The sequence below is a fragment of the Sphingobacterium puteale genome, from assembly GCF_003627955.1.
Taxonomy (GTDB): Bacteria; Bacteroidota; Bacteroidia; order Sphingobacteriales; family Sphingobacteriaceae; genus Sphingobacterium; species Sphingobacterium puteale.
Genome location: NZ_RBWS01000007.1, coordinates 133,630 through 156,444, shown reverse-complemented (window position 1 = coordinate 156,444; position 22,815 = coordinate 133,630). Strand labels below are relative to the sequence as shown.

Genomic DNA, 22,815 nt, shown 5'->3' with positions numbered 1-22,815 from the left:
TTTAGAATTTCCCTTTTCTTTCTTGAAAATGGGTGTCTTTGTTCCAGAGCTCACCGCCGTTCATTAACCAGTGTGCCGTAATAGCAATAGCTTCCCGAATGGTCGTTTTTGGATAGCCAAATAGACGATGGCATTCAGAGGCATTGTTGAGCAAGGCAGTTCCTGCGGCTTGGTTTATAAATACTGGTGTGCTGTTGAAATGTTCGCCAAATCGCTCAGCAATCCAACGTATAGATAGGATTTCGGGACCGGTGACATTTAATATTTTGGCAGGAGTCTGGCAGTGCAATAAGGATCTTAAAGCAATTTCATTCGCATCCCCTTGCCAGATTACATTCACGTTTTCGGTTGTCAGGTCTATGGGCAATTGCTCCTTGACAGCTTTTGCTATTTCAACCAATACGCCATAGCGAAAATCGACAGCGTAGTTTAGTCTATAGATAAGGGTCGGCGTATGGTTTTTCTTGGCAAAATATTCGAAAATGCGCTCTCGGCCCAAGCAGGATTGTGCGTATTCACCCACAGGTTCCGGTGTAGTCTCTTCAGAAACTCCGGCACGATTGATGGGCACAAAAGGAAGTACATTGCCCGATGAAAAGGCGACAATATTGGATTTTTCGAAATGGGAGGCTACCATTCCGGGGAGGTAGGTGTTCATCGCCCAGGTGAAGTCCTCATTTCCGGTTGTACCGAATTTATGCCCAGCCAGGTAAATAACATTGGGGACCTGCGGTAGCTGTTTGAGCTGATTAGGATCCAATAGGTCGCAGGCAATGGTCGAGATACCGATATCTTCTAATTCCTGCTGTAACTCTTTTGTTGAAAAGCGCGATACGCCAATAACTTTTTTTTCAATGCCAGCAGCCTCAATCGCCCGGATAGCCAATTTAGCCATACTTGGTCCCATTTTTCCGCCGATTCCTAAGAATAGAATATCCCCCTGGATTTTTTTTATGTCTTCAATGAGCTCCGCCGATGGCGCGAGTATCTGTTGCTCTAATGCTGCTAAAGTGTTGTTGTTCATAGCTGATTTATTTGATTAAATTGTAAAAATTACTGATAGCTAGGGCGACGAGCAATACAAGTCCCAGGATGGCCCACAATTTCGTCAATGGTTTGTTTCGGAGATCGCCCATGATCTCCTTATCGTTGGCGATAAGAAATAGGATAATACCAATAAAAGGGACAAGGAAAATGGTGATACTTTGCGCAAAAACAATTAGTTCCAAGGGTAGGTTTCCGAAGATAAGGGCAATGACAGAACCAAAAATCATAACCATGGAAATGAACAGCTTGACTTTCGGATGGTTCAGGTTATTGCCATAACCAAAGGTATCACCGAGTAATGATCCGCCGAGGACGGCGTTTCCGATTAAGGACGAAAAAGAGGCTCCAAACAGTCCGACGAAAAAGAGGTGCGAAGCATAAGTTCCTAAAAGCGGCTCCAGCGCTCGACCCATTTCAGCAGCCGAACTCAGTTTGATGCCCTGAGGATGGAGTGTGTTCGCGGCACATACCATCACGGCGGCACTCATAATGCCAAGGATAATGATACCGATCCGGCTTCCCATGAGCTGCCTTTGGGTTGTCTGCTGATCGCCGGATAATTTGCGCCGGGATTGTACGAGATAGCTCTGATAGAAAGCGCCCACAATTGAAAAACAGGAAGCCGTAAAAGCAATGATCAGGCCGACTGAGCCAGGGGGAATACCCGGTACAAATCCTTTAAGAAAGTCGCCTAAAGGTGTCTCAATCATGATTGCTGTTGAAAGAAAGGCAAAGAGCATAAGAATAATCAATGCCAGCATTAATTTTTCCAGTAGTGCGTAGAATGATTTAAAGAAGAGTAGCAGAATACCGATCACATTGAACACAATAATCCAAAATTGCGGATTTGTCCCTGTTGCCTCCGAAATGGAAATAGACACCCCGGTGGCGTTGCCCGATTGGAAGCAGGTGGCGACGAGAAAAATGCCGATGCCAATAACAATGGATATAGTTTTCCCGAATTTATTTCGGATTAAAGTGAGGAGGGATTCGTCACGGGCGATGCCGATGCGTGCCGCCATATTGGTGAAAACTGTCATAAAACAGATGGCGACAACGACGACCCAAAGGAGGGAAAAACCGTAATCGGCACCCATTTTTGATGTAATGGTCATTTTACTCGGGCCGAAAACCAGTGCCGCAGTAATGACCCCCGGTCCCAGGATGGATAACCAGTTCTTGAATAAGGAGCGTTTGGGAGCTTGTTGCTGTTCCATAAATTTAGCGTAATGAGGTTAAGTTCTGTTGGTTGATTTTAGAGGCATTATTCCCAAAATGAGTTCGAATATAATTTGCAACCGCGATGACCTCCTCGTCTTTGAGAAACGAAAATGCTGGCATTGCACCCTCATAGTTGACCCCATTGATCGACTGACCATTCAGTCCATGTAAAAGCAGCTTTAATAGTGTTTTGGGCTCACCAATGACCGTGGCTGACTGTGTTAATGGCGGAAATGTATTTGTCAGTCCCTTACCGTCAGATTTGTGACAGGAAGCACAATAGGAATCGTATAATGTTTGCCCGTTTTTTACGGTCGGCGCGATAGCGTTGGCAGTTTGTGGCTTAAGGATGGGAGCGACCGCCTTGTCTGAAAGGCGAAGCCGATAAATAACATCGTCATCTGGCTTCGGAAATCCTTTTTGCGGATTCCAGTCACGGTTGCTCGAACAGAAATAGATATCGCCATTGGGTAAAACCAATACTGAACGCAAGCGGCCAAGCTGATCTTTAAATAAGACTTTTTCATCGGTTATCTTTTTGCCATCGGCTGATAATTTCAGAATCCGTAAGGACTGGTTTTTTAGCGTTGCTAAAATCAAGCTGTTCTGCCATTCAGGGATGGTTGCGGCACCATAATAAGCCATTCCGGATGGGGCAACGACTGGGGTCCACGATTTTATGGGTTCAGTTCGAGGGCTTAGCTTGGCTATGGCTTTCTCCTTTTCGGTATCAATCATACCTTCAATTTGCGGCCAGCCATAATTTTTAAGGGGCTGGATAAGATTAATCTCATCTTCAATGGCATCCCCATGTTCGGAGCTGTAGATCGTACCTTTATTGTTATGGGTAAGTCCCTGCATATTACGAAAACCCCAGGCATATACATAGCTGTTTGCCATCGGATTATCCGAAGGGACCGTACCATCCAGGTTTAACCGCAAGATCTTTCCATTTAACGAAGTGCTATCCTGTGCAAAGGTATCGCTTGCTGCATCGCCTGTCGCCCAATAAACTTTCTTGTCAGAAGATACAATGACGCGCGAACCGTTATGTCCGGTATTGCCAGGTATCTGTAACAGGAGTTTTGGGTTGGACAGTCTGCCATCGGCACTGTAATCGTAGCGGTATAAATTTGAAAAAATAAGACTGTCTCTTTTACTGGTATAGGAAAGATAGAGATAAGCCTGTTCGTTTTCAGGCTGATACAAAGACATGCCTAATAGCCCGAGCGTACGCTGATGGTAGACGTCTTTTAGGCTATCAACTAAAGTGATTTTTTTTGTTTGTATATCCAACCTTCGGATACTTCCGCCGATTTCCGAAAATAAGATAGCCTGATTTACATGGTCGTATTGTAAATCCCATGGAACCTGCAGGCCAACGGCTTCCTTGGATAAAGAAAGTATGCTGTTTTCAAGTTGGATGCTATTGACTATCGTTGTCTCCTTTTCGTTCCGTGTAGAACAGGAAGATAGAAAGAACATCAATAGCAATGGCCAAACACAGTTTATTTGTTGTTTCATTGTCGGTCAATGGTTACTTTTTTGATTTATCTGGTTATGTCAAAATTAGTTTATTAAAAATAAATATACAAAAAATAATGTAATTTGTATACAAAATTATTGGATGTGCATTGCTAAATTCGATTTAGTGTTGTTGTTAGTTAATTCTATAGATGATTTTATTAGGTTTATCTGTATTTATTAAGACGGCTGTTTTGTAAAAAAGTAAAAAAAATATTGAATTGTATACAAAAATTATATATTATTGTATTCACTATGATGAAATATAGAAGCGAAGTCATTGTAAAATTATAAAACGAAATGCTGCTTCTTTAAAATACCAATAAACTGAAGAGCTTATAAATCATTTATTTAACCACTTTAACCTGAGTATTCATGATACTAAAACAGATTAAAATCCGGGATGTGATAAACAGGAAATGTCTTTTGGTTGGACTGCCTTTTATTTCAATGGGTGCATTTGCCACTGTTCCGTCTTTTCCTCACGTGGAAAAGATTCCCGTTCAACGCGTTCTTAATTCGGCCGGGGGCGCAGCAAATTTTCAACAGCAGATCGTTGGGCAAGTGCTCGATGCAAAAGGTCAGCCATTGGCCGGGGTGGAGGTGCGCAACCTTAAAAATTCCTCTGTTACAGTGACAGATCAGGAGGGGCGGTTCAAAGTGAACGGATCTTCTTCGGATCAGATTCAGTTTCGTCTGATCGGTTTTAGTACAAAGGTCGCCTCGGCAAGGGATGTGCAGGCTGTGGTGCTTGAAACGAATGAAAGTACCCTTGATGAAGTCGTTGTCGTCGGTTATGGTAAGCAGAAGAAAGAGACCCTTACGGGGTCTGTTTCCAGTGTTAGGTTTGATGAGTCAACGGTGAGCCGGCCAAATATGAATTTGGCTTCCGCATTGGTAGGTAAGGCTTCCGGACTTAATATTGCGCAGACCTCCGGTAGTCCCGGTGCGGAAGGATTTGATCTGTTGATTCGTGGTAAGGGGACAATGAATGATGCGTCTCCTTTGGTTGTCATTGACGGGGTGCCCGGTGCGTTGAATGATGTCAATCCCAATGATGTGGAAAGCATATCTGTTTTGAAGGATGCGTCATCGGCTGCAATATATGGTTCCCGGGCTGCGAATGGTGTTATATTGGTCACTACCAAGCGCGGAAAGGGAGAAGACTTTACAGTGACCTATAATGGGTACTTCGGGCGCCAGCAAGTGGCTAAAAATATTGATTTTATAACCGATATGGCAACTCATATGGAGCTTGTTAATGAGTCGGAAGGGCGCGAAAAATATAGTGCTGAGTTAATTGATACCTGGAGAAAGGAGTCGGCAGCGGGTAATCCGTTATATCCAAATACAGATTGGTACAAGGAAATGCTGAATACCTCGCCGTTAACTGAGCATACGCTGGCTGTTCGTGGCGGCGGAAAAAAAGGAAACTTTGCCATGTCTTTGGGTTTTCTGGATAATAAAGGAGTAGTGGATAATTCTGGTTACAAAAAATATGATTTTCGGATCAATGCCGATACGAAGATCAAGAATATCTTGACGTTGGGCGGAAATGTTTTTGGTACCTGGTCAAACCGGCAGCCTCTGGATGTGAATAGCTTTTTTGGAGCGATACGTAATACGACGCCGGGGGTCGTGCCACGGTATGAGGACGGCCGTTATGGAGGGGAGATGTTCCCCGGGCTGCCTCAGGGGGCTAATCCAAGAGCTTATGTAGATAATATTCGGGGTGACTACGAAAGGCAAAAGCTTGGGCTTAAGTTTTTTAGTGTCGTGAATTTTATGGAAAATCTGGAGTGGGAAAGTAGTTTTGGTTTTAATTACAATAATAACCGGAATTGGGAATATGTGCGGCCTTACGCCTTGTGGAACTTACAGACTGGATTGGAATATCAAAAAAAGCCAAGCGTAAGTAGTTTGTTCAATGGTAGCATCCGTAATTATACAACAGTGCTGAATACCTTGTTGCGGTACCGTGAAACAATTGCGGAAAATCATCATTTGGCGGTATTGCTGGGTTTTGATCAGCAGTATAACCGTATGGACAAATTTGATGCAAAAAAGAATGATATATTGGGGGATGATGCGATCTATATTCTGGATGCGGGGGCAAACCTTGAAGCGATTAATGGTTCCGGAACAGATGATGCTCTCCAGTCTTATTTTGGCCGTTTGAATTATGATTTTAAAGGGAAATATTTATTTGAAGCAAATGCACGCTATGACGGTTCTTCCCGATTTGCAAAGGAGAATAGATGGGGTTTCTTTCCATCCTTTTCAGCGGGCTGGCGTGTAACGGAGGAAGAGTTTGCCCAGCCTTTGAAAGCTGTATTTGATGAAATTAAAATTCGTGGTTCATGGGGCAGATTGGGGAATAATAGAATCGGCGATTATACTTATCAAGTCGTATACGGTTCCTATCTGTATCCATTCGGTGGTCAGTTGAAGCAAGGGGTGGCGCCAAAGGAAATTGCGAACAGCAAAATTAAGTGGGAAACGACAACGATCGCTAATATCGGTTTGGATCTTGCCTTATTAAATAACAGGTTGAATTTTAGCGCAGAATATTTTGATCGTAACACCTCAGATATCCTGACGAAGATTCCTATTCCGATGGTTATGGGTAACTTCTCGCCGCCTTGGCAGAATATTGCCGAGATGCGTAATAGAGGAGTTGATCTTCAGCTTGGGTATTTTGGGAAAATAGGTGCAGATTGGTCTTATGGTCTGAATGGTAACCTGTCCTTCCTGAATAATAAAGTGATTAAGTTCAACGGCAATAGATCAATCAATGAAAGTTATATTACGATGGAAGGAAAGCCTTTCAATAGTTTTTATATGCTTGAATTTGATCGGATTATACAGGATCAAAGTGAAATTGATCAATTGAAGGCAGATGGTTATACTTTTGGGACGTATGTGGGTGGGGAGCCTAAGCCGGGGGATATGTTGTACAAAGATGTGAACGGTGATAAAGTCTTCAACGAGGAGGATAGGGTTGTCAAGAATTACTCAGGATTGCCTAAAGTTACCTACGGACTGAGTGTGAATGCGGGTTACAAAGGTTTTGATCTGAACGTCGTTGCCCAGGGTGTTGGTGGTGTGAAGCAATATTGGGGTAATGATGGTTTTAATACCTTCAACATCAATGAAGGTTTCTTGCAGAATGCGGAAATATTAAATCGCTGGACACCTGAAAACCATTCTACCGAATATCCGCGATTGCGTACTTCAGGCAGTGCTTTAAATACCGTATACAGTGACTACTGGCTGCAGAATACCTCGTTTTTGAGAATAAAATCGCTACAGCTGGGTTATGCGCTGCCAAAAGAGGCTTCGGCGAAATTTAAAGTGGATAGATTGCGCGTATTCGCTAATCTGGAGAATTACTTTACATTCACAAAGTTTAAAGGTTATAATCCAGAAAACGCCAGTGTCTCTTATCCCTTAATGAAACAATGGGTAGTTGGTTTAAATGTAACATTTTAAGACGAAAAGCCATGATTAAGAAATTTAACAAAATAATAATTGCATCATCACTTGCATTGGCACTACTGAGTTCTTGTAGTGATTTTTTGGACCGGAATTCATTGGTCGGTCTCTCGGAGGAGAGTTTTTGGAAGTCTGAGCAAGATGCTGTCATGGGGGTGAATACCCTTTACCATGCCAATAGGGAATTTACCAATAGTATCGTAATTTATGGGATGATGGATGATTTTACCGACATATCCTATCAGTCTTTTGCAACGGGATTGACAACGGGTGTTTTTCCCGCCAATGCAGGTTTTTACCTGACCTCCTGGGGAATATTTTTTAAAGGAGTATATCGTGCAAATACGGCCCTGAAGAATATTCCTGCCATCACAATGAGTGAAGCTATAAAAAGACGGAGTATGGGTGAGGCGAAGTTTTTCCGGGGGTATTTTTATTTTAAATTATGGGATTATTTCGGTGGAGTTCCTTTGTATGACAGTCCTATTAATGTGGATGAATCTTATGAGCCCCGAAATACAGAGAAAGAAGTGTATGAGTTTATAGTCAAAGACATGACCGAAGCTTATGAGGCATTGCCGGATACTTATGATGCCTCAAATAAGGGGCGCGTGACCAAATGGGCTGCCCTTGCCATGCGGGGCAAAGCACATCTTTGGGCGAAGGAATATGCAAAAGCTGCTGCTGATTTTAAGGAGCTGATGGATAAAAGTGACCGCAAGTTGCTTGCTGATTTCCATACTTTGTTTCGGGTTGCTGGCAATAACAATAGTGAAGTGATCTTTGATGTGCAATATATTGCTGAGCAGGGACATGGTATAGCGACCGATCGTAATTACGGAAATGCGCGGGGTGCGACGACAGGGTCCCAAAGGACAAGGCCCACGCCTCAGCTTGTCAATGCTTTTGATATGGAAGATGGGACGGCTTTTGATTTTGCGAATTATACCAATGCAAAAGGGGAGCCTTTTAACCCCAATAGTGTGGAGGACTGGAAAGATGAGGTTTCGGTGCGTAAGCTTTTTGAGAAACGTGATCCGCGTCTACAACAGTCTGTCGTTGTGCCGTGGTCGACTTTCGTGGGGCGTGGTGGTGTGACTTATCTGTATAAGTTTCCGGTAGCAAACACCGATCCGAATGCCTATGTGCCTGTGTGGACAAATGGCAGTTATGCATGGCGCAAATTTGTGGAGACAGGTTCTGTTTATACGCTTCAGGATAATATGCCGCAAAATTTTCCTTTGATTCGCCTGGCAGACGTGCTGCTGATGTATGCCGAAGCAAAGAATGAGGCTTTGGGTGCGCCTGATCAAACGGTTTATGATGCGGTGAATGCGGTTCGTAAACGAGTTAAAATGCCTGATCTGCCTGCTGGCTTGAGTAAGGAAATTATGCGTGAAAAAATACGTCACGAACGCATGGTGGAGCTAGCTGGTGAGGGACAACGGTATTCGGATATCCGGCGATGGAAGATCGCAAAAGATGTTGTGGATAAAGTTTGGATGACAGATTTTAACGGGACTCAGATCAGACAGCGGGGGTTTCCGGACCATTATTATCTGTGGCCTATTCCGCAGGCAGAAAGGGATGTGAATCCAAATTTGACACAAAATCCGGGCTGGGAGTAAAATACTTCCGCCGGTTTGGCTAAATAGTTGTATTGTATCATTGGTGATAAGTTTGATGAAGATATATTTTTCGTTGTTTTTGGTGTTGGTGTTGACGTCAGTTTCGTCCGCGCAGCAAAAAGAAATTCTGGTTGACTTGAGTCGGGGTGACTTAAATAAAAAGACCGCCTTTTATGAAAGATCAAAGGGAGGAAGCGAGCGGGGGCTGGTATTGAAAACCGTTCCCGTTGCTGGTTACCCTGATCGTTTGGCAGATATTGAAGTAGCGGTTAAGGTGCCACAGGCGGGCTGGTATGTGCTGGAGTCGGATGCTCGACCTCAGGATCTGGAGCGGCTAAAACAAGAAGATGAAACAGGTTTAATGACAAAAGTTGCCTATTTTCAACTGGGTGGACAGCGGGTGACAAAACGTATTGTGTATGATAATCTGAAAGGGGGGCATCAGGAGCTTGGAAAATTTGAGTTGCTGAACGCATCGGAAAAATTGAAAATCTGGCTACCTGCAAATTTAATGCTGCTGGGGTTGCGCGTCAGACCTTATGTTCCGCCTGCGGCACCTTTAGCAGCTGTGCATTATCAGCCTAAAATTACGCCCCCGCAAGAAAGGCCAAGGTTGTGGGTAAATAAAGAAAGTTTACCTATTGTCCGAGAACGGCTCTTGTCTGAAGAGCATGGTTCGGCATGGGCTAAAGTGGAAGTTGCGGCTTTAGCGCCTTATACTTTTCCGACCAATGAGCATCAGGAAATGTTTTATAATGAAAGGCTGGAGCATGTTATTGAGCAGAAAGCATTTTACTACCTCATGACACAGAATGAACGGATTGGGCGAGAAGCTGTGGATCTTGCTTCGCGTTATTTGTCAGTTCTGGAATTTGGGAATGTGACACATGGTGATATTACCCGTGAATTGGGACGGGCAATCTATACGGGGGCACTGGTCTACGATTGGTGTTATCCACTGATGAATGCTGCTGTTAAGAATCAAATGCGGAAGGACTTTAAGCGATTGGTCATGGATATGGAGGTGGGCTGGCCGCCATTTTACGGACTGGAAAGTATTATAAACGGCCATGGTAATGAAGCACAGATCTGCCGGGATATGCTGTCTTGGAGTTTGGCTGTATATGATGAAGATCCTGAGCCCTATAAATATGTTGCTTATAGCGTGCTGGAGCAGCTTGTGCCGATGCGTAAGTTTGAATATCAGTCTCCACGGCACAACCAGGGGGTTGACTATGGTGGTTATCGTTTTGGCTGGGAGATGCATGCTGCCTGGTTGTATTATCGTATGCTGGGTTATCCCGTATTTGATGATAACATCAAGAATATGCCCTATTATTGGTTGTACATGCGTACACCCGACGGGAAAATGCTGCGTGATGGCGATATGTTTAATGTGAAATATAATTCCAGTGATGATTTTTATTGGAAGAACCCTCAGACAATGCTTCTTTGTTACGCTTATTCGGGAAATGCAATGATCAAGGCCGAATTTTTGAAACAGGGTGGTTTGCCTGATAATCCAGTGCTGTTTCTGTTGTTAAATGATCCGAAGCTCAAAGCGGATTTCGATCGCTCAAAGCTGCCGCTGACCAAAGATTTTGGGCCTATTTTGGGGGCTATGGTTGCCCGGACAGGATGGAGTGAGGAGAAGACAAGTAAGGATGTCGTTGCGGAGATAAAAGGTGGTGGTTATCATTTTGGAAATCATCAACATGCGGATGCCGGTGCCTTACAGATTTATCATCATGGTATTCAGGTGGGTGATCTGGGGTTATATCTTTCTTATGGATCACCTTATGACTTTAATTTTAATAAGCGCTCCGCGGCGCACAGTATGCTATTGGTTCGCGATCCTGCTGAACCGCTTTTATTCCGGACCAAAACTAATGATGGTGGGACGCGCTTTAGTCAGCGCTTTCCGCGTACCGTAGCGGAAGTGCTCGGCGATTCTTGGTACCATACCGGGGAAATCAGGGCTTCGGCATTTGGTACGGATCCTATCCAGCCTGCTTACAGTTACTTTAATGCAGACCTTACCGCGGCCTATTCCTCCAAAGTAAAGTCGTATGCAAAGAGTTTTCTGTTTTTGAATCTGAAACGAAAAGATGTGCCTGCTGCTATTGTGTTATTGGATGAATTGAAAACCAATAATAGCGAATTTCAGCCCTACTGGCAGATTAATACGCTGAATAAACCGGTCGTTAATGGAGCAGGGTTTGTTTTGAATAGTCAGTTTAAGAATGTGGGCGGGACGACCTATGTCGATATGTTTAAGCCTGCGGTGGTCGATCGGGAGGTGAACGTTTATGCCGGTGATTCCACGGCTTTTGTATTTGGGGACCTGTATCAGGTGAAATCGCCTTGGCCTGAGGCGCGGGGTGCGCGGGTTTTGGTTAGCCCAAAAGCTAAAAGTACGCAGGTGAGCTATGCGACGGTTTTTCAAATGGTGGAAAGTGCCGAAGCAAAATTACAGGTGAATTACGAGGAAAAGGAGGATTATTACCTGATTCGGATTGCAGACCGCGTGCTTGTTATCGCCAAACCCGATCGATATATCGATAAGACAGTTGAAATCGCTGTTCCTGCAGATCAGGAGTACGAAGTGATTGTCGTGGGTCTGAAAGATGGTTTCTGGAATGTGAAAAATCCATCGAAAAATAGTAGCTTTAATATAAATATCCTCAAAGGGAATCATACGACCAGTTGGAAATCTAAGGCAGAGCTATTCTATTTGTCACCGGGGAGACAGTATGGTGCCCGCGAGGGGGTGTTTTAGTAAAGGAATATATTGTTTAAATTTTTTAAATGATTTTGTATTCTTATTTTTGTAGAAAATTGTATACAATATGAAAGAGGATTCGCTTGCCAACAAAGTTTATTTGGAAGTCCGCAAGAAGATTTTATCAAGTCAGCTCGCCGGTGGGGCGCGGTTGGTTGAAAGTGCCTGGGCTGATAAGTTGGCTGTAAGCAGGGTAGCTGTTCGTGAAGCCTTTATGCGTTTGGCGGGAGAGAGTCTGGTGGAGTTCGGTGAAAAAGGAGGTTGTTTTGTGAAAAAGATGACCGTCGAGGATGTGCGGGATATCCGTGAGCTGCGTGAATTGCTTGAAGTCGGTGCTTTAAAGATTTTGTTTTCAAAAAAGAATAAGGAACTGATTGATGATTTGGAATTGATCTGCAATGACTTTTCGGATATGGTGAGCAAAGGGTATTATGGTGGAGCCTGTGAGGCTGATGTGCGCTTTCATGAACGTATTATCGAAGGGACTTGCAATTCCAGATTAATTGCTATTTATAAAAATAGCAATATTCCTTTATTTCACATGAAATTAGGTGCCATTCTGGGGCAGATGGAGGATTATCTGGATACCGAACAAGAGCATCGTGCAATTGTGGATGCATTAAAAGCGAATGATTGGAACAAGGCTTATGAGACGTTGGTGCATCACCTCGATCGAGGTGAGCAGGAAGCTTTGGAGCTTGTGTAAAGTCTCGCTGGAATATACGAAAGACAAGGGGATATATATTATAATATCCCCTTTTTTGTATGATTCAGTTGGAGTAATTGACCCTTTTCTGCTTCTGTAATAATCAGTCCCATCGTTCCGTATGGGTCTAAAGCGCAGTTGGTAGGGTTTTGTCCTGCTGTTTGAATTTTTTCAGTGGCTATGCCGCTTTGATCCAGTGCGAGGATATGCCCTGAGCCATATATGGCAACAAATAAATTGCCTTCCTCATCAAATGCGAGCCCATCGGGTCCGATCTGTCCACCTGCAAGTGCAAATTTTTCAATGGAATCCATTTGACATGATAAGGCATTCCAGTTCATTTTCCAGATCCATTTACTGCCTGTTTCGGCAATATATAATTGGCTGCTGTTGGGGGCAAAGGCTAGTCCGTTCGGATAGTACATATTCTGATGGACGACATGCGCCATGCCATTGGTCCTTAGGCAGCAGATATAGCCTGTTCCATCTGTCGATTCGCTCCCCGGACAGGTAAATAACAGATTTCCGTTGCTGTCAAAACATAAATCGTTGGGCATTTTTAATGCTTTGCCGTCGAGTTTATTCAAGAGTGTGTCGCAACTGCTGTCGGCAGGATTATACCTACGGATGCTGTTTTGTAAAGCGTCGCAGAACCAGACCGTTCCATCTGGCGCAATGGCAATTCCGTTGGGATGCCCGTCAACCTGTATGCGATCGTACTTGTTGTCCCGGTAACGGATTAGGTTGCCGGCTTCTTTTTCTACCAGCCATATCGTGCCTTGCTGATCAAAGGCGGGGCCTTCCGGAAAGTGTAGGCCGTCAATAAGTATGTTCATCTGAATTATTTTAAAATTTATTTTAAATGTATACAAAAATATTGTAATTTGGTATACATAAAATAGCGTATATTTAAAAGATTGCTGTATCACGGATTAGATACGAAGCAGTCGCTCCAATTATAAAAACAATAAAAGCAAAACTTTTAATAAGCATGCAAGAAAACGAAAGATCAGCCGCAATATTGCGCGAGAATGCAAAATGGATACCAGGAGGTGTGGTATCGTTGAACAGAAAGTCGGATCCCAATATCTGCTTCGTTAAGGGAAATGGTAGCCACGTGGAGGATATCGACGGAAATAGTTATATCGATTATCAGGCTGGATTTGCCGCTTCCTTTCTTGGTCATAATGATCCGGATGTCAATGCTGCGGTATTGAAGACGCTTCAGGAACAGCAGGTGCTGATGGGAGCAGGGCCCACTTTATTGGAAGGGGAGTTTGCGGAACTGTTTTGTGCATCGGTGCCCAATGCTGAGAGCGTGCAGATCACGACAACGGGATCCGAGGCTACTTATCATGCGATTCGGATCGCCCGTGCGGTAACGGGACGCGATCATATCATCGTCATGCAGGGTGGATACAATGGTTGGCATAATGATGTGGCCTGCAATGTAATCAGCCAAAAAGCTGATATCGGATCTTATCAAAGTCCCGGTGAATACCCCTTTGACTCACTGAGTGCCGGGGTTCCCAAAAACCACTCTGATTTGGTACATGTCATCAATTACAATGATCTGGATAGTGTTCGCTATGTGTTGCAGAAGTATTCGGTAGCCTGTATTTTATTGGAACCTATTTTACAGAATATCGGTATTGTTAAGCCGCAACCGGGATACTTGGAAGGACTTCGTAAGCTCGCGGATGAGCAGGGTTTCTTGTTGATCTTTGATGAGGTAAAGACCGGATTTAGACATGCTTTAGGTGGTTATCAATCCATTTGTGGTGTTCAGCCAGATCTTTCCACCTTTGGGAAGGCGGTAGCGAATGGTTATCCTTTGGGAGTAATAGCTGGAAAGAAAAAGTACATGGATTATTTTGTTGATCCAGATAAAGCCCGGCGGGTCATGATTGCGGGAACATTCAATGCTTTTCCGTTGACTACGGCTGCAGCAATTGCAACATTGAAGAAACTTTCTAGTCCTGAGCACCAAGTCTATAAGCATGTTGAACATTTGGGCGCACGTTTGGAACAGGGATATCAGGAAATATTTCCTAAATTAGGCATACCATTTTTTGTCGCTCGTCAAGGCTCAGCCTTCTGTACTTACTTTATGGATCATGCGCCGCTTAATTTTCACGATATTTTGGATAATCATGATTTCGAACTGGATATCCGCTACCGCAAAAATCTCATAAAAGAAGGGATCTTTAATTTCCCGGCTGCAATTAAGCAGGGAAGCATTTCCTTTGCACATACGGAAGATGATATTGACCGGACCTTAGAAGCGACAGCACGTGTAATAAAAACTTTGTAACCCTGACTATGAAAATAACCGCTATCGAAACCTTTGTATGCCATGCGCGCATGCGAAACTGGATTTTTGTTAAAATTATAACCGATCAGCCCGGACTTTGGGGCTGGGGTGAGGCGACGTTGGAGTGGCATACACAAAGTGTCGTTGGTGCAATTAAAGATATTTCTCAGCTGTTGGTCGGCGAGGATCCACGCCGCATTGAATATCTGTGGCAGATGATGTATCGCCAGCATTTTTGGCATGGGAACGGAATTGTCCGCGGAACGGCAATCAGTGGTATCGATATCGCCCTATGGGATATTTTAGGTAAAATTCATAACGTACCCTGCCATGAATTGTGGGGTGGTCGTGTACGGGATTATATCCGTCTCTATTGTCATTTGGGGGGTGGCCGAATGGAAGATTTTTACGAAACAGCACCGGACGACGCCAAACGTTTTGGTGATCTTGCCTTAAAGGCCGTTGATGAAGGTTTTACAGCTTTTAAATCGATGGCTGTTCCGGAAACGATGTCCCTGGAAGGGCTTCGCCCGATTAAATATGCGGAGGCCTGCGTAAAGGCAATGCGCGATGCCGTAGGTGATGATATTGATATCATGGTAGATTGCCATGCGCGTCCTAGTCCACGCATGGGCATGCAGTTTGCCAAAGCGCTGGAACCTTACGGTCTGTACTTTTTTGAGGAGCCATGCTGGCCCGAAACCATGGAGGATATTGCCCTGATCCAACGGGCAGTGGCGACACCTATCGCTTCTGGAGAGCGCCTGATCGGTGTGCATGCTTTTCGGGATATGCTTGAAAAACGTGCGGTAAGTGTTATTCAACCTGATATTACACATTGCGGTGGATTATCCGAAGCCCGTAAAATAGCTGCTTTGGCGGATGCTTATCGCGTGTCCATGGCGCCGCATAATCCACAGGGACCTGTAAGCACAGCTGCTTCTATCGAGTTGGGCTTCGCAACACCTTCGTACATCATCTGTGAAAGTGTTCACAAAGATGTTGAATGGCGGCAAGATGTCGTCAGTGAAGGATTTACGGTGCAAGAAAAAGGCCGTATTGTCCTCCCCAATATACGTGCGGGCCTGGGTATTGAAATCAATGAAGAAGAGGTGAAAAAGCACCCGTTCCAGCAGGAAATTTTACAGCGTACATTTTACAAAGATGGCAGTGTTGGTGACTGGTAGATTTTAAGTAGATATGAGAGCAGAATATAAGAACAAAGTAGTTTTGATCAGTGGCGGACTTGGTGATATTGGCAGGGCAATAGCCGAGGCTTTTCTGGCGACGGAGGCAATTGTCTGTATTGCGGATCGTTTTGTGCCAGCGCTCGCCAAAGAGCGCTGGCCTTTGCTCGAAGAATCTCAGGCCAGCTTATTTTACGATCAGGTTGATGTCTCAGATGCTGATCAGGTGGAGGCTTGGGTTGATCGTATACAGAGGGAACTTGGAACAATAGCGATCTGTATTGCCAATGCGGCCTGCGTCACGATTCAAAATTTTCGGGAGCTCAGCAATACCGCATGGAAAAATGAAATGGCGGTCAATCTGGACGGTGCTTTTTTTCTGGCCAACGCCTGTGCTAAAGCATTTGTTGCTACTGGTGTTCAGGGGAATATTGTCTTTTTGGGGAGTTGGGCAGGGCATGCCGTGCACCAGAATCTGCCGGCATATAGCGTTTCCAAAGCTGGCTTACGGATGCTTTGTCAAGCCATGGCACTTGAATATGCTGTTGATGGAATCCGTGTTAACGAAATTGCACCCGGTTATGTCAATGCGGGATTGAGTAAAGTGGTTTGGTCCAAGGATGCCGCGCTTCAAAAAAAGGCAGCTGCGGTGGTGCCGCTGGGGGGTATTCTCGAAGCGGAAGAAATAGCCAAACAGGTGCTTTGGATATGTTCTGACAACTGCAGACAGATGACGGGGATAAGTATCATACTAGATGGAGGCCTCTCATTAATTAGACCTTAGATCATGGAACAAAAGGATCCAAGAAAAGAAACAACAGGTAGTTTACGAGCCAAAATTGGACTTGGCCAATGTGATATTACGCCCGCTTTAGGAATCTATTCACGCAATTGGGGGGCTGCCACAGCTGATCAGGCTGTTGGTGTGCACCAACCCTTGTTGATGCATTGTCTGTATATGGCGCCTGTTGATTCTCCCCCTGCCATCATATTGACAGCAGATCTGGGCTGGTGGAAAAATGCGGAAGACGAACGGGCATTGCGTTTTGCATTGCTTGATCATTTCGATCTGACTGCATCACAGCTGGTTTTTACACTTTCACATACGCATGCTGGTCCCAGTATCTGTTCTACGGATATACATCAACCCGGAGGTGAGTTGATTCCGCCGTATCTGGAATTCTTAAAAGTGCAGGCGATCAGCTGTATCCAACAGGCAAAGGATGGATTGTTCGAAGGGAGTTTACATTGGAGTTATGGGGTCTGTGATCTGGCCTGTAATCGGGATCTGGAACTTGACGGCGAATACCTCATCGGGTTTAATCCTGCAAAAGAAGCTGACCATACCTTATTGCTCGGACGTGTGTACGATAACACCGAAAAATTGAAGGCATTGATTTGCAATTATGCCTGTCATCCGACGAGCTTTGCCCATGAAAATGAACTGCTTTCTCCTGATTTTGTTGGTGAAATGCGGCATACGGTGGAAGCGGTCGTGAAAGTTCCCTGTTTGTTCCTGCAAGGTGCATCAGGTGATCTGGCTCCCAAACGTCAGTATGTCAAAGATCCTGCTTTGGTCGAAGCAAATGGTCGACAGTTGGGCTATGCGGTGCTTGCAACATTGGCTCAGGAAGATCATGCAGCTCAGTGTTGGGTGTTTGACAAAGCGTTAATTTCGGGAGCACCGTTGGCTTGTTGGAGTTTTCAAAAACAGGTATTATCGACTGAATTCAAGCAACTTGTGCATACAGTACAAGTGCCCTACAAAAACTTACCGAGCCTTGAATCTATTTTTGAGGAATACGAAAGCTGTTCGGATCGGGTTATAAAAGACCGCCTTTGGCGAAAATACAATACCCGCAAAACCATTGCTGATCAGCGGGAAGCAAGCATTCCGGTATGGCTCTGGAAAATGGGGGACGCAATTTTGGTGGCTCAGGCCAATGAAGCATACTCTTGTTACCAGTCAATTATACGGGCCGAATTTCCCAACCATACCATTGCCTTTATCAATATCGCCAACGGTTATGTGGGCTACCTCGCGCCGGCACAGCTCTATGATAATGATATCTATGCCGTATGGCAGAGTCCATACGAACGAGGTAGCCTCGAGATACTTATTGAACAAACTAAATTAGGAATTCAAACATTACTGACCGATGAAACTAGATTGGATTGATGTCATTATTTTTGCGGTATACATAGTCGGTATCGTCGTCTTGGGATTATATGCTTCGAAAAAAAGTTCTTCGTCCAAACGGGACTATTTTTTGGCAGGTGATAAGTTGCCTTGGTGGATGATCGGAGGGAGTATTATTGCCGCAAATATCAGTAGTCATCATCTTGTTGGTGCCATGGGAGCGGCCTATAGCCGTGGGTTTGTCGCCATCACCTTGGAATGGGGCGCCATATTGATCGGTTTTAATGCGCTGCTTTGGATATTTCTGCCTTTCTACATACGCAATGGTTTTTATACAATTCCAGAATATCTTGAAAAAAGATATGGAAATGCCACACGGGTACTCTATGCAATCTTGATTTTATTTACCTACGTATTTGTGGAGATCGGTGCGGTGCTCTATCTGGGCGGACTCTCTTTACATGCTTTATTTGGTATTCCCATTCTGTATAGTATTTTCGGCATGGCGATTTTGACGGGCTTGTATACGGTTTTAGGTGGGCTGAAAGCCGTTATCTGGACCGAAATGGTGCAACTGGTTATCCTGGTGCTCGGCGGTATCGTCCTGACCTTCGCTACCATTAATGCGGCAGGCGGATTTCAGTCCGTCGTGGAATCATCCAAAGACTGGAAGATGTTCTATCCGGCGTCTGATCCCGACTTTCCCTGGACGATGTATCTAGGCGGTTTGCTTTGTATCAGTGTATTCTACTGTGCGACCAATCAATTTATTGTTCAGCGCGTATTGGCAGCAAAAAATGAATGGCATGGCCGTATGGGGGTTATTTTCGGTGATTACCTTAAATTTCTGGTACCGCTGATCATAACCATTCCCGCTTTGGTAGCACCCAAATTTTTACCACATTTAGATCAGCCGGATCTGTTATTTGCGACGCTCGTAGAAACACTGCTGCCTAAAGGGCTAATCGGGCTGGTTATGGCCGGTCTCATCTCTGCGATTATGTCTCATATTTCAGGCGCTATAAATTCCTGTACAACCATACTCACAGTAGATATTTACAGTCAATACATCAATAAGAACGCTACTGATGATCAAGCGATCCGTTTTGGTAAACGTTCAGGAGTCGCCATTATTGTACTTGGTATTATGAGTGCTGTCGTATTGATTAGTTATTCCGACAAACCTGTATTCCTCTACCTGATGAATCTGTATGGTTTATTTACACCGGGTATAGCTACCATGTTTCTGATGGGGGTCTTTTGGAAGCGGACTACGGCACAAGGCGCATTAACGGCTGGCTTATTGACCATTCCACTTTCGTTGCTTTTGGAATATGTACTTCCTGACATGCCATTTTTTAACAGAACTGGCATGGTGTTCTGGACTTGCATGATCGCCTGTGTACTGGTCAGTTTATGTACACCGGCCGTTCCGGAAGCGCGTTTGAAAAACCTGGTATTGACACGCGATTCGTTTCAGATGCCCGAAGGGGATCAAGCTTCTTACCGTGGCTTTCAGAATCCAACCCTCTGGTGGATAATTATCACAGGGATGGTGCTGTATTTTTATGTACGCTATTTTTAACTTAACTTGTTGAACGATTTTTTATGAAAGTATCGTAACTGAAATATTTTTTTACCAATACATCGATGAAGAATGCTATGTTGAAAGAATTAGACGCTGAAATTGAAGCTATTTTCCCAGAGATTGTTGCCATCCGTCGGCATATTCATCAGCACCCTGAACTTTCTTTTCAGGAATATGAGACGAGTGCGTATATCCAAGAGAAGTTGACCCGGCTCGATATTCCGTTTAAAGTTGTTGCCAATACAGGTGTGGTTGCCGTGCTTGAGGGCCAAAAATCCTTAAGTGACGATGTCGTGGTTTTGCGGGCTGATATTGATGCATTACCTATTCACGAACAGAATGATGTGCTATACAAGTCCACAAATGAGGGTATTATGCACGCTTGTGGTCACGATTTTCATACGGCAAATCTATTAGGGGTTGCTACAATCTTAAAGGGATATAAAACCGAGTTTTCAGGAAAAATTGTGCTCTTGTTCCAGCCCGCAGAAGAAAAGATTCCCGGCGGTGCGATCCAGATCTTGGAGTCCGGTATCTTGGAGTCTTTCGGTGGAAAGATTAAAGCGGTTTTGGGTATGCATGTCAGTCCACGTGTACCTTTAGGAAAAATAGGTTTACGCCCCGGACGCTTTATGGCCTCAAGCGATGAGTTTTATTTTACCATTAAAGGACGTGGCGGCCATGCGGCCGAGCCACATCGTGCCGTTGACCCAATTATGATTGCCGCCCAGCTTCTGAACACGTTACAGCAGCTGGTCAGCCGTAAGGCAAACCCCGGTATTCCATCCGTATTGACTTTTGGCCGTTTTATTGGCGATGGTGCAGCGAATGTCATTCCCGAGGAGGTCAAGTTGGCCGGTACCTTCCGTACCATGGATGAAACCTGGCGCAAGGAGGCGTTGGAGACTGTAGCGACAATTGCACGGACATTGCCCGAGGCTTTGGGTGCGACAGCGGAGGTGGAAGTGCGCCATGGGTATCCTGCATTGAATAATGATCCCAAATTGACCGGGAAAGTAAAAAATATCCTACAAAGAAGCATGGGAAATGAAGTCGTGCAAGATTTGGAAATCTGGATGGCAGCAGAAGATTTTGCTTATTACTCCTATCGGTACCCAGCTTTATTTATGTTGGTGGGCACGAATAATGACAGCGTTAATACCCAATTTGGGCTTCATAATCCACAGTTCAATCTTGATGAAAAAGCGTTTGAGACGGCGATTTCGGCTTTGGTGAATAGTGCTGTTTCCTTATTGAATGAGTCCAATGGATAGAAAACATTTCTTACTTTCTTTATTGCCATTGGGGCTTTCTTTTCAAACAAAAGCCGATTTTTCTAAAGAAGGGTTCAGCCTGATATTACCAAAGCTGAAGAAGAAAAAGATTGGTATTATCGGTTTGGACAGTACGCATTCCATCGCTTTCACAAAAGCGATCAATATGGCCAGTGCCGATAGTTTATATGGGCAATTTTCGGTTGTTTCGGCTTATCCTTATGGTAGTAAAACGATCGCGCTTAGCGTGGAGCGTATCCCCAAGATCATGGCCGAAATTCAGCAATATGGCGTCACGGTTGTTTCCAGTATCGCTCAGCTACTCAAACAAGTGGATTATGTGTTTTTGGAAACGAATGATGGAAACCTGCATTTACAACAGGCTCTTGAAGTTCTCAAAGCTCGAAAACCATTGTTTATTGATAAGCCTATAGCCAATTCGTATACCGATGCGCTACAAATATTTGAAGCTGCCCGCAAGTACGGCTGTCCTGTGTTTTCCTCCAGTTCTTTACGTTACATTGTCGGTCTGCAGGAGCTTGATAAAAGTAAAGTCGTTGGAGCTGATGTTTATAGTCCGGCTGTGACGGATCCGTCGCACAAGGATCTATATTGGTATGGAATCCATGCGGTGGAAATGTTGTTTGCCTTAATGGGGCCGGGCTGTATCACGGTGCGAACAGTAGAAGAAAGGGGAACTTCCATGTATATTGGTCAATGGGATGATGGCCGGATTGCCTCGGTTCGTGGTATCCGGGAAGGGAAGGATGATTTTGGTGGAACGGTCTTTCTGAAAGACCAGATTGTTCATCTGGGGCAATTTATGGGTTATGGCCCCTTGCTGGATCGTATACTTCCTTTTTTTCAAACTGGGCAAAGCCCAGTGGATGAGCGGGAAACCTTAGCAATTTGTGCTTTTATTGACGCTGCGGAAGAGAGTAAATTGAATGGTGGCGCCCCCGTTAAATTGCAGAAGCTAGACAAGCTTGGGGGCTGATATCGTGTAAGGCTTGTTTAGTTGCTCGCTACCGTTATCAAAAGATCGCTATTGAAAATCGATGCCGGCGAAATTACTGTTTCCTCCAAAGGGATATGATTGCCATAACGTTCTTTGAGCTTGCTTTTGACCTCGGCGCTACTGAGATCAAAATCTTTGAGTTTTTCCAGTTTGCCTACTTCAATTCCAGCCCCCCGTTTGTAGATTTTCCAGATCAGTTCCGAACAATAAATTCTGCTGTCCGACCATTCGAATGTAGCATCATAATTTTTACCCAAAAATCCCTCACCGATCCCTTTCATTTTAGCGAAAACCTCCGCCGATAGTACTTTGTCTGCTTCTTTAAGCCGTTTGATAACATAATGTTTGTTCTTTCCTCGAGCGATCCAATCTGTCAAGCTGGTAACTGTTACGGGCTGAACAGCCTCAAGTACATAAGGTTTTCCCTGTTCATGAAAAATTAATCCACAGTGGGAATAGGGTGAGTGTGTCGCCAGTTGTACAGCTTTACATTGAGGGGAGATGGATGACTGAAAGATCATATCTCCATCTTTTAACAGGGGAAGCATCGCGCTACTTTTAACTTTTTTGTCTAAAGATCCATTTTGAGCTTTCGTTGCGTTAATATGGAAATAAGATCGCCCGATCAGCAGCGTGCAAATGATCAACAGGACAAATACAGCTATTTTTTTCATATGTGTAAATTTTTTAATAGGATCATATAATCTGCTATCATCTTTTATTTCAGCAAGATACGAAACGTATTGGCATAATTTATAGATTTATCTGTATGACCTTATTTTGGTAACGTTATTTTAGCTGTTGTTAGTATGCGCTGATTATGAATTGCTTTTTCAATCTTGTTATTCCCTTAAATAGCTATGCTGTTATTCAATCCCTATACGACCAGAA

The 22,815-nt window shown here is 44.3% G+C and carries 16 protein-coding genes; 11 read left to right on the top strand and 5 right to left on the bottom strand.

The genetic code is table 11. From position 1 onward, the window contains the following. Window position 1: 1 nt before the first annotated feature. The 3 genes from D7322_RS09895 to D7322_RS09885 are packed head-to-tail and all read right to left on the bottom strand — an operon-like array spanning window position 2 to window position 3,792. Complete coding sequence (locus D7322_RS09895; RefSeq protein WP_121123743.1) at window positions 2-1,024, bottom strand: NAD-dependent epimerase/dehydratase family protein; 1,023 nt, start codon at window positions 1,022-1,024, stop codon at window positions 2-4. Between the two features lie 7 nt (window positions 1,025-1,031). Next, complete coding sequence (locus D7322_RS09890) at window positions 1,032-2,264, bottom strand: Nramp family divalent metal transporter (RefSeq protein WP_121123741.1); 1,233 nt, start codon at window positions 2,262-2,264, stop codon at window positions 1,032-1,034. Window positions 2,265-2,268: 4 nt separating this feature from the next. Further along, window positions 2,269-3,792, bottom strand: a complete 1,524-nt coding sequence (locus D7322_RS09885) for a PQQ-dependent sugar dehydrogenase (RefSeq protein ID WP_245971308.1) — start codon at window positions 3,790-3,792, stop codon at window positions 2,269-2,271. A 375-nt stretch (window positions 3,793-4,167) separates the two neighbouring features. Between D7322_RS09885 and D7322_RS09880 the strand changes: the two genes are divergently transcribed. The 4 genes from D7322_RS09880 to D7322_RS09865 all read left to right on the top strand — a co-directional run bounded on the left by D7322_RS09880 (window position 4,168) and on the right by D7322_RS09865 (window position 12,403). Then, window positions 4,168-7,284, top strand: a complete 3,117-nt coding sequence (locus tag D7322_RS09880) for a SusC/RagA family TonB-linked outer membrane protein (protein ID WP_121123736.1) — start codon at window positions 4,168-4,170, stop codon at window positions 7,282-7,284. Window positions 7,285-7,295: 11 nt separating this feature from the next. Further along, a complete protein-coding gene (locus tag D7322_RS09875) occupies window positions 7,296-8,915 on the top strand; it encodes a RagB/SusD family nutrient uptake outer membrane protein (RefSeq protein WP_183078658.1) in 1,620 nt (539 codons plus the stop codon). A 55-nt stretch (window positions 8,916-8,970) separates the two neighbouring features. Next, entirely contained in the window at window positions 8,971-11,694 is a 2,724-nt protein-coding gene (locus tag D7322_RS09870; RefSeq protein WP_121123732.1) for a hypothetical protein, read from the top strand. Between the two features lie 70 nt (window positions 11,695-11,764). After that, complete coding sequence (locus D7322_RS09865; RefSeq protein ID WP_121123730.1) at window positions 11,765-12,403, top strand: GntR family transcriptional regulator; 639 nt, start codon at window positions 11,765-11,767, stop codon at window positions 12,401-12,403. A 38-nt stretch (window positions 12,404-12,441) separates the two neighbouring features. Here D7322_RS09865 and D7322_RS09860 read toward each other — a convergent pair whose 3' ends face one another. Continuing rightward, on the bottom strand, window positions 12,442-13,239 hold the full coding sequence (locus D7322_RS09860; RefSeq protein WP_147430358.1) for an SMP-30/gluconolactonase/LRE family protein: 798 nt from the start codon (window positions 13,237-13,239) through the stop codon (window positions 12,442-12,444). A gap of 155 nt (window positions 13,240-13,394) precedes the next feature. Here D7322_RS09860 and D7322_RS09855 point away from each other — a divergent pair, with 155 nt between their 5' ends. The 7 genes from D7322_RS09855 (at window position 13,395) to D7322_RS09825 (ending at window position 21,903) form a co-directional block, all read left to right on the top strand. Further along, entirely contained in the window at window positions 13,395-14,717 is a 1,323-nt protein-coding gene (locus D7322_RS09855; protein ID WP_121123726.1) for an aspartate aminotransferase family protein, read from the top strand. A gap of 8 nt (window positions 14,718-14,725) precedes the next feature. Then, window positions 14,726-15,904 (top strand): galactonate dehydratase, encoded by a 1,179-nt coding sequence (dgoD, locus tag D7322_RS09850; RefSeq protein WP_121123724.1) that lies wholly within the window; start codon window positions 14,726-14,728, stop codon window positions 15,902-15,904. Between the two features lie 13 nt (window positions 15,905-15,917). Next, complete coding sequence (locus D7322_RS09845; protein ID WP_121123722.1) at window positions 15,918-16,688, top strand: SDR family NAD(P)-dependent oxidoreductase; 771 nt, start codon at window positions 15,918-15,920, stop codon at window positions 16,686-16,688. A gap of 3 nt (window positions 16,689-16,691) precedes the next feature. Continuing rightward, window positions 16,692-18,083, top strand: a complete 1,392-nt coding sequence (locus D7322_RS09840) for a hypothetical protein (RefSeq protein ID WP_121123720.1) — start codon at window positions 16,692-16,694, stop codon at window positions 18,081-18,083. Beyond that, window positions 18,064-19,629, top strand: a complete 1,566-nt coding sequence (locus D7322_RS09835) for an SLC5 family protein (RefSeq protein ID WP_121123718.1) — start codon at window positions 18,064-18,066, stop codon at window positions 19,627-19,629. The genes D7322_RS09840 and D7322_RS09835 overlap by 20 nt, the downstream gene beginning before the upstream one ends. 65 nt (window positions 19,630-19,694) lie before the next feature. Next, window positions 19,695-20,906 carry a M20 metallopeptidase family protein gene (locus tag D7322_RS09830; protein ID WP_245971307.1) on the top strand — a complete coding sequence of 404 codons (1,212 nt, stop codon included), beginning with the start codon at window positions 19,695-19,697 and terminating at the stop codon, window positions 20,904-20,906. Further along, window positions 20,899-21,903 (top strand): Gfo/Idh/MocA family protein, encoded by a 1,005-nt coding sequence (locus tag D7322_RS09825; RefSeq protein ID WP_245971306.1) that lies wholly within the window; start codon window positions 20,899-20,901, stop codon window positions 21,901-21,903. The genes D7322_RS09830 and D7322_RS09825 overlap by 8 nt, the downstream gene beginning before the upstream one ends. Before the next feature lie 17 nt (window positions 21,904-21,920). Here the strand turns inward: D7322_RS09825 and D7322_RS09820 are convergent, their stop codons facing one another. Beyond that, window positions 21,921-22,598 carry a YiiX family permuted papain-like enzyme gene (locus tag D7322_RS09820; protein WP_121123714.1) on the bottom strand — a complete coding sequence of 226 codons (678 nt, stop codon included), beginning with the start codon at window positions 22,596-22,598 and terminating at the stop codon, window positions 21,921-21,923. Window positions 22,599-22,815 lie beyond the last annotated feature (217 nt).

What these genes read in the sequence shown, in the direction of transcription:
- D7322_RS09895 (WP_121123743.1), bottom strand. Translation starts at nt 1,024, where the DNA reads ATGAACAACAACACTTTAGCAGCATTAGAGCAACAGATACTCGCGCCA.
- D7322_RS09890 (WP_121123741.1), bottom strand. Translation starts at nt 2,264, where the DNA reads ATGGAACAGCAACAAGCTCCCAAACGCTCCTTATTCAAGAACTGGTTA.
- D7322_RS09885 (WP_245971308.1), bottom strand. Translation starts at nt 3,792, where the DNA reads ATGAAACAACAAATAAACTGTGTTTGGCCATTGCTATTGATGTTCTTT.
- D7322_RS09880 (WP_121123736.1), top strand. Translation starts at nt 4,168, where the DNA reads ATGATACTAAAACAGATTAAAATCCGGGATGTGATAAACAGGAAATGT.
- D7322_RS09875 (WP_183078658.1), top strand. Translation starts at nt 7,296, where the DNA reads ATGATTAAGAAATTTAACAAAATAATAATTGCATCATCACTTGCATTG.
- D7322_RS09870 (WP_121123732.1), top strand. Translation starts at nt 8,971, where the DNA reads ATGAAGATATATTTTTCGTTGTTTTTGGTGTTGGTGTTGACGTCAGTT.
- D7322_RS09865 (WP_121123730.1), top strand. Translation starts at nt 11,765, where the DNA reads ATGAAAGAGGATTCGCTTGCCAACAAAGTTTATTTGGAAGTCCGCAAG.
- D7322_RS09860 (WP_147430358.1), bottom strand. Translation starts at nt 13,239, where the DNA reads ATGAACATACTTATTGACGGCCTACACTTTCCGGAAGGCCCCGCCTTT.
- D7322_RS09855 (WP_121123726.1), top strand. Translation starts at nt 13,395, where the DNA reads ATGCAAGAAAACGAAAGATCAGCCGCAATATTGCGCGAGAATGCAAAA.
- dgoD (WP_121123724.1), top strand. Translation starts at nt 14,726, where the DNA reads ATGAAAATAACCGCTATCGAAACCTTTGTATGCCATGCGCGCATGCGA.
- D7322_RS09845 (WP_121123722.1), top strand. Translation starts at nt 15,918, where the DNA reads ATGAGAGCAGAATATAAGAACAAAGTAGTTTTGATCAGTGGCGGACTT.
- D7322_RS09840 (WP_121123720.1), top strand. Translation starts at nt 16,692, where the DNA reads ATGGAACAAAAGGATCCAAGAAAAGAAACAACAGGTAGTTTACGAGCC.
- D7322_RS09835 (WP_121123718.1), top strand. Translation starts at nt 18,064, where the DNA reads ATGAAACTAGATTGGATTGATGTCATTATTTTTGCGGTATACATAGTC.
- D7322_RS09830 (WP_245971307.1), top strand. Translation starts at nt 19,695, where the DNA reads ATGAAGAATGCTATGTTGAAAGAATTAGACGCTGAAATTGAAGCTATT.
- D7322_RS09825 (WP_245971306.1), top strand. Translation starts at nt 20,899, where the DNA reads ATGGATAGAAAACATTTCTTACTTTCTTTATTGCCATTGGGGCTTTCT.
- D7322_RS09820 (WP_121123714.1), bottom strand. Translation starts at nt 22,598, where the DNA reads ATGAAAAAAATAGCTGTATTTGTCCTGTTGATCATTTGCACGCTGCTG.